This window comes from Streptomyces sp. NBC_00568, assembly GCF_026341855.1.
Lineage (GTDB): Bacteria > Actinomycetota > Actinomycetes > Streptomycetales > Streptomycetaceae > Streptomyces.
In genome coordinates, this window is the sequence record NZ_JAPENW010000001.1 from 1762684 (window position 1) to 1777541 (window position 14858).

The window sequence follows — 14858 nt, forward strand, 5'->3', positions numbered from 1 at the left end:
GCCGTTGACCCGGCGGCTCGCAGCGGGACGAACGTATGCGGACAAGGCGGTGGTGCGACGGACGGTTGTCCATCGCACCACCAAAAGGGGTGAACGGTCGTAACTTTCCCGCGCAGACCGCGTTTTGTCGCGCTACGAGTTCAAGCGGTCACGTTTCGCTGGGCTCGGGCCCTCGATCGGGTCACGCCAGGGACAGTTCCTCGCGTTCCGCCCGGCGTCGCGCCGCGACCGCCGGATCGAGTGCCGGCACGGCGGCCAGCAGCTGCCGGGTGTACGGGTCCCGCGGGTTCTCGTACACCTCGTCGGCGGGACCGTACTCGACGAGCCGGCCGCGCCGCATCACCGCCACCCGGTCGCTGACCTGGCGCACGACCGCGAGGTCGTGGGCCACGAAGACCAGCGCGAGTCCGAGTTCCCGCTGCAACTCGCCCAGCAGGGCGACCACTTGGGCCTGTGTGGTGACGTCGAGCGCGGAGACCGGCTCGTCGCACACGATGGCGCGCGGCTCGGCGGCGAGCGCCCGCGCGATGCCGACCCGCTGGCGCTGTCCGCCGCTGAACTCGTGCGGGTAGCGGTCGTAGTGCGCCCCTTCGAGCCCCACGCGCTCCAGCAGCTCCCGTACCCGCCCGCGAATGCGTTTCTCGTCCTTCTCGCCGCGCGCCCGCAGCGGATCGGCGATGGACTCGCCCACGCTGCGGCGGGGGTTGAGGGAGGACACCGGGTCCTGGAAGACCATCTGCACCGAGGGACGGACGCCGGACTGCTCGCGTCCCTCGTGGCGGACCACACCGGTCGTCGGCTCCAGGAGCCCCACCAGCATCCTTCCCAGGGTCGTCTTCCCGCTGCCGCTCTCGCCGACGATGCCGAGGGTCTCGCCCCGGCGGACGGTCAGCGACACGTCGTCGACGGCCGCGAACCGCTGCTTCCCGCGCCCGAACTCCCGCCGGAGCCCGACCGCTTCGAGAACGACGTCGTCCGAAGGGAGGCCCTCGGCCGGACCTGCCCCCTCGGCCGCGTTCGTGCTCCCGCCGCGCCCGGCCGCGCGAGGTGTGTCCACGCGGGGGACGGCGCCGAGGAGTTCCCGGGTGTACGGCTCCCGGGGCGCGCCGAGAACGGCGTCGACCTTCCCGTGCTCGACCGCGCGTCCGTGACGCATCACCAGGATCTCGTCGACGCTCTCGGCCGCGACCCCGACGTCATGGGTGACCAGCAGCAGTCCCGTCCCGGTCTCCTGCCGCAGGGTGTGCAGAAGGTCGAGGATCTGGGCCTGGACGGTCACGTCGAGGGCCGTGGTCGGCTCGTCGGCGATCAGGAGCTCGGGTTCGCAGGCCAGGGCCATGGCGATGAGGGCGCGCTGGCGCATACCGCCGCTGAACTCGTGCGGGCGCGAACGGGACCGGCGGGCCGCGTCGGGGATGCCGACGCGGTCCAGTACCCGCACCGCACGCGCGCGTGCCGCTCGCCGGGACGCCTTGGTGTGCACCCGGTACACCTCGGCGATCTGGTCGCCGACCGCGTAGTACGGGTCGAGGGACGACAGCGGGTCCTGGAAGACCATGGCGGCCTTTCCGCCGCGCAGCCGACGCAGTTCGTCGTCGGATGCCCGCTGTACGTCCACACCGGCCACGCGGACCGTGCCGCCGACGCGCGCTCCGGTGCCCCGGTGCAGCGCCAACAGGGCGGATGCCACGGTGGACTTGCCCGAGCCGGACTCGCCGACCAGGCCCAGGGCGGCGCCCTTCTCCAGCCGGAAGGAGAGCCCGTCGACGGCCCGCAGGCCCCCGAAGTCGACGACGAGATCGCTCACTTCGACCAGAGAAGCCGGCGAGGAGGTCGCCGCGGGGGCGGTGGAAGGGGGTGATGAAGAGGCCCGTGACGGGGCGGTGGAAGGGGTCTTGGAGGAGTTGCTCATGCCAGCACCACCCGTCGGTCGGCCACCGCGTAGAGCACGTCCGCGACGGCGTTGGCGATGACCACGAAGAAGCCGATGACCAGGACCATGCCGACGACCACGGGAAGGTCCACGACGTTCACCGCGTGCACCAGCTCCTGCCCGATGCCGGGCAGTCCGAAGAGCGTCTCGGTGAGCACCGCGCCGCCGACCGCCGACCCGAAGGTGTTGGCGTTCAGCGCGATGATCGAGGCGAGCGCTCCCCGTACGGCGTGCCGTCCGATGATCGACCGCTCACCGACGCCGTACGCCCGGAAGGTCCGGATGTGGTCCTCGGCCAGTGTCTCCAGCATCGAGGCCCTGGTCAGCCGGGCGAACGCGGCGGCTTCGACGAGGGCGAGCGAGAGCCAGGGGAGCAACAGGTTCCACGCCCACTGCTCGGGGTCGTCGGAGAAGTTCACGTACTGCGGGAAGGGCAGCAGTTGCAGCTGGCCGCAGACCACGATCATCAGGATCAGGCCGATGACGAAGACGGGCGTCGCCGTCCCGGCCAGCGTGATGCCGGTCAGCACCCGCTCGCTGAGCCGGCCGCGCCGCCACGCCGAGAGGACGCCGGTGCCGACGCCGAGCACGAGCCAGACGACCATCGCGCCGAACACCAGCGACAGGCTGACCGGCAGCTTCGTCAGGATCAGCTGCGTGACCTGCTGGTCGGTCTGGTACGACAGCCCGAGGCAGGGTGCCGAGCAGTGCTGGACGGAGGTGCCCGTCGAGTAGTCCTGACCGACGAAGAGGCCCTCCAGGAAGTGCCAGTACCGCGCGTACAGCGGGTCTCCGAGATGCAACTGCTCGGCGACCTGGTGCACTTGGAGGGGTGAGCAGCGCGGGCCACAGGTGATCTGGGCGACGTTGCCGGGTGTGGCGTAGAAGACGACGTAGATGATCACCGAGATGGCGAAGAGGGTGATCGCGGTGCCGAGGGCACGACGCAGGACGAAACCGCCGAAGCCGCTCATGCCTTGGCCTCCTCGGCCTCGGAGGACGGCGCGCCCGGCCGGTCCGGACCCGCGCCCTGCCCGGGCAGGGCCACGCCCGCGCCGGCCTGGGGCACGGCGGCTCCCGCGGCGGTCCCGCCCGCGTCCGCCTTGGCCTCGCCCCTGCGCCCCGTGCCGACGCGCAGACGTGAAGCCGCGCGCGGGTCGAGGGCGGTGCGCACGCCGTCGCCCAGGACGGTGAGGGAGAGGACGGTGACGAACAGGGCGCCCGCGGGCAGCAGCAGGTACTGCGGCGCGGCCTGGTACCAGACGTCGGCGGCGGTCAGCATCTGTCCCCAGGACGGCGTCGGGGGCTTCACGCCGACGCCGAGGAACGACAGGGCCGCCTCGACACCGATGTTCATCGGCACGAGGAGCGCGGAGTACGTGATGAGCGGGGCGGCGAGGCCCGGCAGCAGCTCGCGTCGGGCGATGCGCCAGGTGCCCCAGCCGCTGAGACGGGCCGCCGAGACGTAGTCCAGCTGCTTGAGCGTGAGCGTCTGCGCGCGCACGATCTTCGCGAGGGTGCCCCAGGCGATCAGCCCGATGACGAGGGCGACCAGGACGGGACGCGGGAAGCTGCTGGGCACGATCGCCAGCAGCGCCAACGACATGATCATCAGGGGCATCGCGACGATGATCTCGGTGACGCGGCTCAGCAGTTGATCGACCCATCGGTTCCCGAGCGCGGCCGCCACGCCCACCACGACGGCGATGAGGACCTGCACCAGGGTCGCCGCGAGCGCGACGCCGAGGGAGACCCGGGCACCGTAGACGAGGCGTGCGAAGAGGTCGCGGCCGGTCTGGGGTTCGACGCCGAGCCAGTGGTCGGCGCCGATGCCGCCGAGCGGGCCGACGGGGACGCCGCCGCGCGCGGAGTCCACCAGCGAGGGGTGGTAGGTGGTGGGGTCCTGGCCCTCGATGGCCGTGAGCAGCGGTGCGGCGAGCGCGACCAGGACGAGCAGCGCGACGACGGCCGCCGCGACGAGGGCGGCGCGCTGCGCACGCAGCCGCCGCCAGAACTGACGGGCCCCCGAGGCCCCCGCGGCGGACGAGTCCGCCGCGGGGGCCGGGGAGGCGAGAAGTGCCTCGCTCACGGTGCTACTTCACCGCGACCTGGGAGATGTCCAGAACGCCGGTCCAGTCGCTGATCACGATGTTCTTGACGCTCTTGCCGTACAGGCGCTTGTAGACGGGGTGGAACAGCGGCACGGTCAGCGCCTGCTCACCGATCTTCTTGTCCAGCGCACCCCAGCGCTTGGCGGCCTCGTCGAGGTCGGTCAGCTTGTTGATCGCGTCGATCTCGTCATTGACCGACTTGTCGTTGAGGAAGCCGGAGTTGAAGTTGGCGCCGTCCTTGACGATCTGCCGGCCGTCGAAGATCGGGGCCAGGAACGGACCGCCGGAGGGCCAGTCGGCACCCCAGTGGGCGAGGAAGAAGCCCGGCTCGGTCTTGGCGCTGTGGATCTTGTCGCTGTAGTCGTTGTCCTCGAGGCCCTGGAGCTTGACCGTGATGCCGGCCTTCTTGAGCGCGTCCTGGATGGCGGTCGCGATCTCCGGGCTGGTCTCGAAGTCCTTGCTGTTGGAGTGGGTGAGCGTGACGGTCAGGCCGTTCTTGTGGCCCGCCTCGGCCAGCAGCTCCTTGGCCTTGGCCGCGTTGCCGGACTTGCCCGCCGGGAAGAGGTCGTAGGGCGTGTAGCCGAAGGACTTCTGGTTCGGCAGGTACGTCGTCGCGGGCTCGGCGAGCGACGAGCCGCCCGCCGCGTTGATCACCGAGCTGCGGTCGATGGCGTAGGAGATCGCCTGGCGCACCTTCGGGTCGTCGAACGGCTTCACCTTCGGGTTGAAGGCGATGTAGTTGGTGTAGCCGAAGTGCCCGGTGCCGACACGCGAGGCCAGCTCCTTGTCCCCCGTCACCTTCGCCAGCTCGGCGGGGCCGAGGTTGGTGTCCGTGGTGACGGCGGTGGTGTCCGCGCCCTGGGAGGAGGACAGCCGCTGGTTGATCACCGACGAGTCCAGGCCGGACCGTACGTCGATGGTGTCCGGGTAGGCCTTGCGCTCGGCGTCGGTCGACGCGGACCAGTACGTGTTGCGCTCCAGGGTGAGTCGCTCGCCGTCGTTCTCGTTCTTGACGACCTTGTACGGACCCGAGGAGACCGGGTGCTCCTCGTACTTCGTGCCCTTGTCCTTGGCCTTCGGGACGGGAGTGAACTGCGTCTGCGTGGCCAGGTAGGGGAACTCGCCCTCGGGCTTGTTCAGGTGGAAGACGATGGTCAGCTCGTCCGGCGTCTCGATCGAGTCGAGGCCCTTCTTGTCCTTGTAGGGGCCCTGGTAGTCGGCCCCGCCGATCAGCCAGTCGCGCAGATAGGGCGCGCCGCCGGAGAGTTCGGCGGCGAAGGAACGCTCGATGCCGTACTTGATGTCGGCGGAGGTGATCGGCGTGCCGTCCTCGAACTTGAGGCCCTTCTTCAGGGTGTACGTCCACACGGTCGCGTTCTTGCTCGGGCGGCCGGTGTCGGTGGCGAGGTCCGGCACGACCTCGGCGCCGGCGGCCCCGTTCTCGCGGTTGCGGGTGGTGAGCGTACGGAAGACGAGCGAGGGCACGTTGCCGCCGCCGGAGGTGTAGAGCCGCGCGGGGTCGAAGTCCGACTGCGGATTGGAGTTCAGGACGGTGAGCGTGCCGCCCTTGTGGGGCCGGGAGTCGCCACCGGAGCTCTTGGCATCGTTGTCCTCCGGGCCGCAGGCGGCGGCGCCCGCTGCCACGACCAGGCTGACGGATGCCGCGGCCACGCGGCGCGCTATGAGGGACGGTTGACGCATCGGAAGACGACCTCTCGGAATGGCTCGAATACTGAGACGGATTGACGCGGGGTGAGACGGAAGAGCGCGGAGCTCGCCCAGGGCGTCAGGCGTCGGTGTCCGACCGGACCGAAAGAGGCACCGGCGCGCCGAATCGGAGATTCAGGGGCGCACGGAACAAGACGGGAGGAAAGCGACGCACTCGCCGGGGGCGGGCGTCAGCGACAGTGAATGTCGGCCACGCAGAGCGCGGTCACGCCGATGAGCGCCAGCTCAAGGGCGGCGCGTGCGGAGGCGTGACGGGGCGACATGCGGAAAAATATGAACGATCTTTCGGCGCATGTCAACGTGGCCCAGGCGCTCCCTGTCAACTCCCGGGATAGGCCCAGGGGTTGGCGAGGCAGTGGATTCCGTCGTGGTCGAGGAACTTGGTCTGCTGCTGCATGACCGGGGCGAGCTCGCCGTCCTTGTCACAGGTGACGTGCCCGAATCCGAGCCGGTGGCCGACCTCGTGGTTGATCAGCATCTGCCGGTAGGCGTGAATCTTGTCACCGTAGGTCGTCGAGCCCTGGGCCCAGCGGTAGGCGTTGATCATGACGCGCTCGGTGGACGCCGAGTCGCACGACACGTTGTCCTCCGTGGTGTCGAGCCCCGACTTGGCGCACCACTCGGCGGTGGTGCCCGGGCTCGCCAGCGTGATGACGAAGTCCGGTTTCCCGGAGTGGATCCGCTCGAAGGTGCGGGCGCCGCCGTGGGCCCAACTCCGCTGGTCGTTCAGGGTCTTCTGCACGGCCTCGGCGAAGAGCTCACCGTCGAGGCCGAGGCCCTTCTCGATGTCGACGCGGTAGGTGTACTTGCGCCCCTTGCCCGGCGCCTCGGCGACTCCGGGTACCGCGTCGAACTTCCCCGACGCCTTGAGCTTCGCGCCGAGGGGGTACGTCCTGGCCATCTGCTGGTCGTACGTCAGGGGCGCCGCGGCCACGTTCGGTGCCCCCGACTGGGTCGGCCGGTCGTCCCCGCGCGAGGCGGAGTCCTGGGTCGCCCGGCCGCCGCCGTCCTCGGCTGCCTGCGTCCGCGCACCGGCGTCGTGCTGTCCCGAGGCGACCTGTCCGGCCACGACGACGGCCAGCACGGTGGTGACGGCGGCCGCCGCGATCCCGGTGAACGCCCACCCCTTGCGGGCCTTGCCGTCGGCCTGTTCCTCGGTCTCCGGCAGCGAGGGCTCACCGGTCTCGAACGACCCGGTGTCCCAGTCGGTGACGGAGCCGTAGGGGTCGGCGGCCCGGGGATTCGCCGTCCGCCCGGGAGCGACGCCGCCCGACGCGAAGTGGGCGTCGCTCTCCTCCGCTCCGAGGTCGAACGCGTCGACGTAGGCCTGCCGGGGAGCCGCCACGTGCTCCTGGCGCTGCCGGGGGACGCGCGGTCCGGGAGGCGCGCCCTGAGGAGCCCCACCGGCCCTGGACTCCCCCCAGCCACCGCCCGGTTCACGCTGCTCGGGATGCCCGCCCCGCACCCGGGGCATCCCGTGAGCGGGGGTCCCGTCGGGAAGTCGCGGCATCCCGTGCGCCGGAGTCCCGTCGGGAAGTCGCGGCATCCCATGGGCCGGAGTCCCGTCGAAAAAACGCGGCACCCCATGTGCCGGGGTGCCGTCGTCATACCGCGGGACGCCTTGTGCGGGAGTCCCGTCCGTGAATCGAGGCACCCCGCGTGCGGGAGTGCCCTCCGCCATCCGCGGGAACCCGTGCGCCGGCGTCCCGTCCGGCAGACGCGGCACGCCACGTGCCGGAGTGCCGTCCTCGAAACGCGGCACTCCCCGCGCGGGAGTGCCCTCCGCCATCCGCGGGAACCCGTGGGCCGGCGTCCCCTTGTCGAAACGCGGCGCGCTTCGCTGCGGGGACCCGCCCGCGGGCGGATACGGGCCCAGGGGGCCGGTCGGCTGTGCCGCCGCGCGGCGGGCGCGATCCGGGCCCGGCGCCGGGGCGGGTGCCGCCTCCGCCGCCGGAACCGCTCGCGTACGCGAGGTGTCCGGCTTCTCGGCCCGCCCCCGACGACTGTGTCGTCCCACTTCCTGCCTCAGCTCTCCGCGCCGACTGCCGCCGAGGAGGTCAACTCTCCCAGGTCCGCCAGGAGTTCGCGGAAGGCGGTGGCCACCGTTTCCGGATACTCCATCATGGCGACGTGCCCCGCGTCCGGCAGGGACAACAGCCGGGAGTCACGGAAGGCACGGGCCGCGCGCTGCGCCATACGGTAGCCGACGAGTTGGTCTCGGCCGCCGTAGACGAGCAGCGTCGGGGCGAGCACCCGCTCGGCCTGACGCCACAGTCCGTGCTGTCCGCCCAGCGTGTACGCGTTCACGACCCCGCGCGCGGAGCGTGCCATGGCGTCCCAGAAATAGGGGAGGGCGAGTCGCCGTTCCATCTCCTCGACCGCGTGGCGGAACCCCTCGGGCGTCACGATGCTGGGATCGCCGTAACAGAGAGCCGTCACCCCCCGTACACGCTGCTCGGCGCTCCAGTCCCTGGTGAGCCTGGTGAACAGTCCCGCCACCCCGGGCAGCGCGAGCAGCGCGGTCGGCAACGCGGTGCGCTGGGCGCGGATCTCGGGCAGCGCGGGTGAGACCAGGGTGAGCGTCCGGACGAGATCCGGCCGGACGGCCGCGACGCGCGTCGTGACCGCTCCACCGAGCGAGTTGCCGAAAAGGTGCACGGGCCCGCGCCCGGACGCGTCGAGATAGCGGATGACCGCGCGGGCGTGTCCGGTGACCGAGTAGTCGCCGTCGTCCGGTGGCGGCGAGTCTCCGAAGCCCGGCAGATCGAGGGCCTCACTGTCCACGAGCCCGTCGAGCAGCGGCATCAGCGCCGACCAGTTCTGCGAGGAACCGCCCAGGCCGTGCACGTACAGCGCGGCCGGCAGCCCCTCGCGCGACGGCGGTCTCGACCGGACCGTCAGGGTGATGCCGGGCAGCCCTACCGATCGAAGTCGCTCCCCTTCCGCGACCCTGACGGCGCCGACCCTGGGCAGGACGGTCGCGGCCGGCGCGGACGGGAGTTCGGTCGAAGACATGCCGCAATGTTACGAGACGATCACGCGGGGGCTCATGTGTTCGCGGTCACAGATGGCGAGCGGATCGCATAGCGTCCGGATCGCGTGTCTCCTAGGCTTCGAACGAGGGCACTCGTACGCACATCAGGAGCGCACTCGTACCCGTTCGGGAAGAGGAACCATGACAGTCGACCCGACAGACCCCGGGACTTTCGATGACCAGTTCCGGGAAATCCTCGGCGCGGAGGCCCCGGAGGCCGACACCGCCGAGCAGTCCGCCGAGCTGGATCCCGCGGACGATGTCGACCCGGAACCCCCGGGCGACCCCCTCAACGCCGATGAGGCGGATCTCGCCGAGCAGGCCCGGGTCGTCCGGCTGAACGAGGACGACTACCGGTGACACGACACCGCTGATCAAGGCCGTCGGGACGGCCTGGTGCCCAGCTCGTCCCCTTCGGCACACTGTGCGCCGCCGCCGTCGGCGTCCGGTCCGTGAAATTCTGCGCTCGCACCGCACACAGCACGGTTACCGAAAAGTACGATGGCGGCGCGGCGCACACCGCACGTGGACAATTTTGGGAGGCGGCGTGACAGCCATCGAGCAGACAGAGGCAGCACGCCCGCGGGGCACTCGCCTGCCGCGCCGTGCCCGACGCAACCAGCTCCTCGGCGCCGCCCAGGAAGTATTCGTTGCGCAGGGATATCACTCGGCCGCCATGGACGACATCGCCGAGCGCGCGGGCGTCAGCAAGCCGGTTCTCTACCAGCACTTCCCGGGCAAGCTCGATCTGTACCTCGCCCTGCTGGACCAGCACTGCGAGTCCCTGCTCCTCGCGGTGCGGGCGGCGCTCGCGTCGACGACGGACAACGCGCTGCGCGTCCGCGCGACGATGGACGCCTACTTCGCGTACGTCGAGGACGACGGCGGAGCTTTCCGGCTGGTCTTCGAGTCGGACCTGACCAATGAGCCGGCGGTGCGCGAGCGCGTCGACAAGGTGACGCACGAGTGCGCCGAGGCGATCTGCGACGTCATCGCGGAGGACACCGGTCTCTCGCGTGCCGAGTCGATGCTTCTCGCCTCGGGCCTCGGCGGCCTGGCCCAGGTGGTGGCCCGTTCCTGGCTGCACAGCGACCGCAGTGTCCCGCGCGACCAGGCGGTCCAGCTGCTGACCTCGCTCGCGTGGCGGGGCATCGCGGGTTTCCCGCTGCACAGCACCGATCACCACTGACACGGAGGAGGCGGCCGGGGGTGTACCCCTCGGCCGCTTCTTTGTTCCCGTCGGATGTTCGCTCCTGGCGTTCCCTGGCGGAGCGTGCACCTCCCCTCACCGGGCTAATGTGTGCTGCGTACGGCGCGTACGAACGCGCACATGACTGACCGTCGGAGGGACAAAGCCGTGGAGGTCAAGATCGGCGTGCAGCACGCGCCCCGCGAGATCGTTCTGGAGAGCGGTCAGACCCCGGAAGAGGTCGAGCGCGCGGTGTCCGAGGCGCTGGCAGGCAAGTCGCAGCTGCTGAGCCTCGTGGACGACCACGGCCGCAAGGTCCTGGTTCCGGCCGACCGGCTGGCGTACGTGGAGCTCGGTGAGCCCACGCAGCGCAAGGTCGGATTCAGCGCTCTGTAGGGCAACGGAGTGGTACGCGAAGGGCCCGGTGACGATGTCACCGGGCCCTTCGCGTACCACTGCGCGCTCGCTCCCGTCCGCCGCAGCCCGGCCGCGCCTCCCCGCGTCACGTCCACAGACGGAGCACAGGACGAGCACGGAGGAGGATTGCGTTCCGCACGTCCCGGGTAGGAGCGGCTACGACCGATTTGCCCGGCCGTGCGGGAGGGAACCTCACCATGTTCTTGGAAGCGCTCGGCTCAGCGCTGCTCGGTCTCGCGCTGGCGTGGGGGGCGGCCTACCGCCTGCCCCACCGGTTGCCCGCCCGCAGCCTGGTCCTGTCGACCGGCGTGGCAGGAGCCCTGTTCGGCGCCTTCCTGACGCATACGGCCCTGGGCTCCGGCCACTGGCTGGTCATCCTGCTCGGCGCGGCGGCCGTCTCCGCGGCGCTGCTGTCACTGCTGCTCCGGCCGGAGGAACGTTTTCGACGCCGCTCGGCGACGGCGTAGCCCGTTCCGCAGACCCCGTCCCCACGACCGCCAACCGCGCGGCTAGGACGTAAGCACGTCTCCCTGAGGACCACGCCCGACGGCCCACCCCCCGCCCCCGGCAGGTCCTGGGCCGTGGCGCAGATCCTGGGCCGTGGAGCGGGGCCCGGGCGCCGCGAGGCAGGACCTGGCCGCGAGGCGGGTCCTAGGCCGCGAGGCCCAGTGCGGCCATCCGCTTGGTGTGCGCCTCGGTGATCCGGGAGAACATCCGGCCCACCTCCGCGAGATCGAAGCCGTCCGCGACGCCGCCCACGAGCATCGTCGACAGGGCGTCGCGGTCGGCGACCACGCGCTGCGACTGGGACAGGGCCTCGCCCATCAGCCGTCGCGCCCACAGCGCGAGCCGGCCTCCCACCCGCGGGTCGGCGTCGATCGCGGCGCGCACCTTCTCGATGGCGAAGCCGGCGTGACCGGTGTCGTCGAGGACGCCGAGGACGAGCCCGCGGGTGTCCGAGTCGAGGCGGGCCGCGACCTCACGGTAGAAGTCACTGGCGATCGAGTCGCCGACGTACGCCTTGACGAGCCCTTCGAGCCAGTCCGAGGGTGCCGTCTGCTTGTGGAAGCCGTCGAGCGCGGCGACGAACGGCTCCATGGCCTGCGTCGGCTCCGCGCCGACCGCGGCGAGCCGGTCCCGCAGCTGCTCGAAGTGGTGGAACTCGGCCGACGCCATCTTCGCCAGTTCCGCCTTGTCGCTGAGCGTGGGCGCCAGCTTGGCGTCCTCCGCGAGCCGCTCGAACGCCGCGAGCTCGCCGTACGCGAGCGCTCCGAGCAGGTCCACGACCGCGGCACGGTACTGCGGGTCGGCCGAGGCCGTGTCCCAGTCCTGCGCGGCTACTCCGGTGGCCGCGGGAGCGGTGTCGGCGGGGGCCTCGGCGGGCTTCTCAGCGGCGTTGTCAGGCGTCGTCATGAAGCGCACAATAGCCCGCTCACAGCACGAGGGAAGTCCCTGGTCAACCAGTGTGACGACGACTACGTGACCAAATCGGCCATCGCATGTGCGTGATTCCGGGGTATGGTGGTAATGCGCCCGGCGAGTATTCGACGGGCCGCACGAATGAGGATGCCCGGTCGGTGGCCCGATCGGCTCCGACCCGACAGCCCTCCTCGTCGGTACGGCACATTGCGTACGGCATCCGGAGGGAACCCTCAGCGGCACGAGAGCTCGAGCGTCGGCAGTGGTCCCATGCCACTCGGCCCGCCCGTCAAGAGCGGCCGACGTCCCCGGCACGGTCCCGACACGACCCCCGCGCTCGCCTCGCACCGCGCACACAGAAGAGGCAGCACCCTGACTACGACTTTCCGAGACCTCGGAATCCTTCCTGAGACCGCCGAAGCCCTCGAGGCCGTCGGCATCATCACGCCGTTCCCCATCCAGGAGATGACGCTCCCCGTCGCCCTTTCGGGCAGCGACGTCATCGGCCAGGCCAAGACCGGCACCGGCAAGACGCTGGGCTTCGGCCTTCCGCTTCTGGAGCGCGTCACCGTCCCCGCGGACGTCGAGGCGGGCCGGGCCAAGCCCGAGCAGCTCACCGACGCCCCGCAGGCCCTCGTCGTCGTCCCGACGCGCGAGCTGTGCACCCAGGTGACCAACGACCTGCTGACCGCGGGCAAGGTCCGCAACGTGCGCGTTCTCGCCATCTACGGCGGCCGGGCGTACGAGCCCCAGGTGGAGGCCCTGAAGAAGGGCGTCGACGTCATCGTCGGCACCCCGGGCCGACTGCTGGACCTCGCGGGCCAGAAGAAGCTCAACCTCAAGCACGTCAAGGCGCTCGTCCTCGACGAGGCCGACGAGATGCTCGACCTGGGCTTCCTGCCCGACGTCGAGAAGATCATGAACATGCTGCCGGCCCGCCGTCAGACGATGCTGTTCTCGGCGACCATGCCGGGCGCGGTCATCGGTCTCGCGCGCCGCTACATGTCGCAGCCCACGCACATCCGCGCCTCCGAGCCGGACGACTCGGGCGCGACGGTCCGCAACACCGCGCAGTTCGTCTACCGCGCGCACAACATGGACAAGCCCGAGCTGGTCGCCCGCATACTGCAGGCCGACGGCCGGGGCCTGGCCATGGTCTTCTGCCGCACCAAGCGCACGGCGGCCGACCTCGCCGACCAGCTCCAGCAGCGCGGTTTCGCCTCCGGCGCGGTCCACGGCGACCTCGGCCAGGGCGCCCGCGAGCAGGCGCTGCGCGCCTTCCGCAACGGCAAGGTCGACGTCCTGGTCTGCACCGACGTGGCCGCCCGCGGCATCGACGTCGAGGGTGTCACCCACGTCATCAACTACCAGTCCCCCGAGGACGAGAAGACGTACCTGCACCGCATCGGCCGCACCGGCCGCGCGGGCGCCAAGGGCATCGCGATCACCCTCGTCGACTGGGACGACATCCCGCGCTGGCAGCTGATCAACAAGGCGCTGGACCTCGGCTTCGGCAACCCGCCGGAGACGTACTCCACGTCCCCGCACCTCTTCGAGGAGCTGAAGATCCCGGTCGGCACCAAGGGTGTCCTGCCGCGATCCGAGCGCACCCGCGCCGGCCTCTCGGCCGAAGTGGTCGAGGACCTGGGCGAGACCGGTGGCCGTGGCGGTCCGCGTGGCCGCGGTGGCCGTTCGGCGGCGCCGTCGGCCCCCGAGCGCGAGCGTGAGCGCTCGCCGCGCACGCCGCGCCAGCGCCGTCGTACGCGCAACGGTGCGCCGCTGGACGAGACGTCCACATCCCCGTCCACGTCGCCCGAGGCCGCCACGGACGCTCCCGCGTCCGTAGAGGCCACCGAGCCCCGCACGCCTCGGCGCCGTCGGCGTACGCGCGGTGGAACGGGCTCCGAGCCGGTGGCGGCCGCTGCCGTGGCCACCCCGGTGGCCGAGGCCGCCGAGGTCGCCGTGGCGACGGCCGAGGGCGTCACCGACGAGCCGGCCAAGCCGCGCCGTCGCCGGAACCGCAGGACCGCCGACACCGTCGTCGAGCCGGCGGAGGCGGCGGTGACCGCTGCCGAGGCCGTGGTCGAGAACGTCGCCGCCGAGATCGCCGCCGAGGCTCCGGCCAAGCCGGCCCGCCGTCGGACCCGCAAGGCCGTCGAGGCGGCGCCGGCGGCCGAGACGGTCGCCGAGGCCGCCGAGGTCACCGAGGCTCCGGCCAAGCCCGTGCGGCGCCGGACCCGTAAGGCCGCGGAGGCCGTGGTCGACACGGTCGAGGCCGCCGCCACCGAGGTCGCCGAGGCGGTCGCCGAGACCAAGCCGCGGCGTACCCGGGCCAAGGCCGCGAGCACCGTCACGGACACGGCCGAGACCGCCGAGGCGACCGAGGCCAAGCCCGTCCGCCGCCGGACCCGCAAGGCCGTCGCCGACGCCGACATCCCGGCCCAGGCCGCCGAGGAGGGCGAGGCGAAGCCCGCCACCCGCCGACGCACCCGCAAGGCCGCGGAGGCCGTGGTCGACACGGTCGAGGCCGCCGCCACCGAGGTCGCCGAGGCGGTCGCCGAGACCAAGCCGCGGCGTACCCGGGCCAAGGCCGCGAGCACCGTCACGGACACGGCCGAGACCGCCGAGGCGACCGAGGCCAAGCCCGTCCGCCGCCGGACCCGCAAGGCCGTCGCCGACGCCGACATCCCGGCCCAGGCCGCCGAGGAGGGCGAGGCGAAGCCCGCCACCCGCCGACGCACCCGCAAGGCCGTCGCCGCGGAGCCCTCGGAGAGCTGATCTCCCGTCCGATGGCCCGGTCCCACTCCGGTGGGGCCGGGCCATCGGCGTTCCCACCCGCTCCCGGCCCTGCCCGTTCCGGCGAGCGGCGGGGCGTGTCCCGGGGCGGGCGAGGCCCGTCCCCAGGGGCCTGACCCGGCGGTAGGGCAGGGTCTGACCTGGGGCAAGGCCGTCCCGGTCTCGCCGCGCCGGGGTCTGCCCCGGCGGGAGGCGAGCCGGTTGCGGCCGCCCGCACCCGGGCAGCACCTG

The 14858-nt window shown here is 71.7% G+C and carries 13 protein-coding genes; 5 read left to right on the forward strand and 8 right to left on the reverse strand.

Going from position 1 to position 14858, the window contains the following annotated elements; genetic code table 11:
• Nucleotides 1-181 precede the first annotated feature (181 nt).
• The 7 genes from OOK38_RS07460 to OOK38_RS07485 all read right to left on the reverse strand — a co-directional run bounded on the left by OOK38_RS07460 (nt 182) and on the right by OOK38_RS07485 (nt 8787).
• Entirely contained in the window at nt 182-1912 is a 1731-nt protein-coding gene (locus tag OOK38_RS07460; RefSeq protein WP_323178787.1) for an ABC transporter ATP-binding protein, read from the reverse strand.
• Entirely contained in the window at nt 1909-2907 is a 999-nt protein-coding gene (locus tag OOK38_RS07465) for an ABC transporter permease (RefSeq protein WP_266762485.1), read from the reverse strand. The genes OOK38_RS07460 and OOK38_RS07465 overlap by 4 nt, the downstream gene beginning before the upstream one ends.
• The gene (locus tag OOK38_RS07470) at nt 2904-4022 is read right to left on the reverse strand and encodes an ABC transporter permease (protein ID WP_266762483.1); all 1119 of its coding nucleotides are present in this window, start codon (nt 4020-4022) and stop codon (nt 2904-2906) included. The genes OOK38_RS07465 and OOK38_RS07470 overlap by 4 nt, the downstream gene beginning before the upstream one ends.
• A 4-nt stretch (nt 4023-4026) precedes the next feature.
• Nucleotides 4027-5745 (reverse strand): ABC transporter substrate-binding protein, encoded by a 1719-nt coding sequence (locus OOK38_RS07475; protein WP_266762481.1) that lies wholly within the window; start codon nt 5743-5745, stop codon nt 4027-4029.
• A 197-nt stretch (nt 5746-5942) separates the two neighbouring features.
• Nucleotides 5943-6035 (reverse strand): Ms4533A family Cys-rich leader peptide, encoded by a 93-nt coding sequence (locus OOK38_RS34500; RefSeq protein ID WP_323178788.1) that lies wholly within the window; start codon nt 6033-6035, stop codon nt 5943-5945.
• Nucleotides 6036-6091: 56 nt separating this feature from the next.
• Nucleotides 6092-7789 carry a DUF3152 domain-containing protein gene (locus tag OOK38_RS07480; RefSeq protein WP_266848249.1) on the reverse strand — a complete coding sequence of 566 codons (1698 nt, stop codon included), beginning with the start codon at nt 7787-7789 and terminating at the stop codon, nt 6092-6094.
• 8 nt (nt 7790-7797) lie between these two features.
• Nucleotides 7798-8787: an alpha/beta fold hydrolase gene (locus tag OOK38_RS07485; RefSeq protein WP_266762477.1), complete on the reverse strand. Its 990-nt coding sequence runs from the start codon at nt 8785-8787 to the stop codon at nt 7798-7800.
• A gap of 160 nt (nt 8788-8947) precedes the next feature.
• On the opposite strand from OOK38_RS07485, the gene OOK38_RS07490 reads away from it, so the two are divergent.
• The 4 genes from OOK38_RS07490 (at nt 8948) to OOK38_RS07505 (ending at nt 10879) form a co-directional block, all read left to right on the forward strand.
• Nucleotides 8948-9166: a hypothetical protein gene (locus OOK38_RS07490; RefSeq protein ID WP_266762475.1), complete on the forward strand. Its 219-nt coding sequence runs from the start codon at nt 8948-8950 to the stop codon at nt 9164-9166.
• 187 nt (nt 9167-9353) lie between these two features.
• On the forward strand, nt 9354-9995 hold the full coding sequence (locus OOK38_RS07495) for a TetR/AcrR family transcriptional regulator (protein WP_266762473.1): 642 nt from the start codon (nt 9354-9356) through the stop codon (nt 9993-9995).
• A 168-nt stretch (nt 9996-10163) separates the two neighbouring features.
• The gene (locus OOK38_RS07500; RefSeq protein ID WP_028801993.1) at nt 10164-10391 is read left to right on the forward strand and encodes a DUF3107 domain-containing protein; all 228 of its coding nucleotides are present in this window, start codon (nt 10164-10166) and stop codon (nt 10389-10391) included.
• A gap of 218 nt (nt 10392-10609) precedes the next feature.
• Nucleotides 10610-10879, forward strand: coding sequence for a hypothetical protein (locus tag OOK38_RS07505; RefSeq protein WP_266762471.1), 270 nt, complete (start codon nt 10610-10612; stop codon nt 10877-10879).
• A gap of 184 nt (nt 10880-11063) precedes the next feature.
• On the opposite strand, the gene OOK38_RS07510 is transcribed toward OOK38_RS07505, so the two are convergent.
• Nucleotides 11064-11825, reverse strand: a complete 762-nt coding sequence (locus OOK38_RS07510; protein ID WP_266762469.1) for a ferritin-like fold-containing protein — start codon at nt 11823-11825, stop codon at nt 11064-11066.
• Between the two features lie 276 nt (nt 11826-12101).
• Here OOK38_RS07510 and OOK38_RS07515 point away from each other — a divergent pair, with 276 nt between their 5' ends.
• Nucleotides 12102-14609: a DEAD/DEAH box helicase gene (locus OOK38_RS07515; protein ID WP_266762467.1), complete on the forward strand. Its 2508-nt coding sequence runs from the start codon at nt 12102-12104 to the stop codon at nt 14607-14609.
• Nucleotides 14610-14858 lie beyond the last annotated feature (249 nt).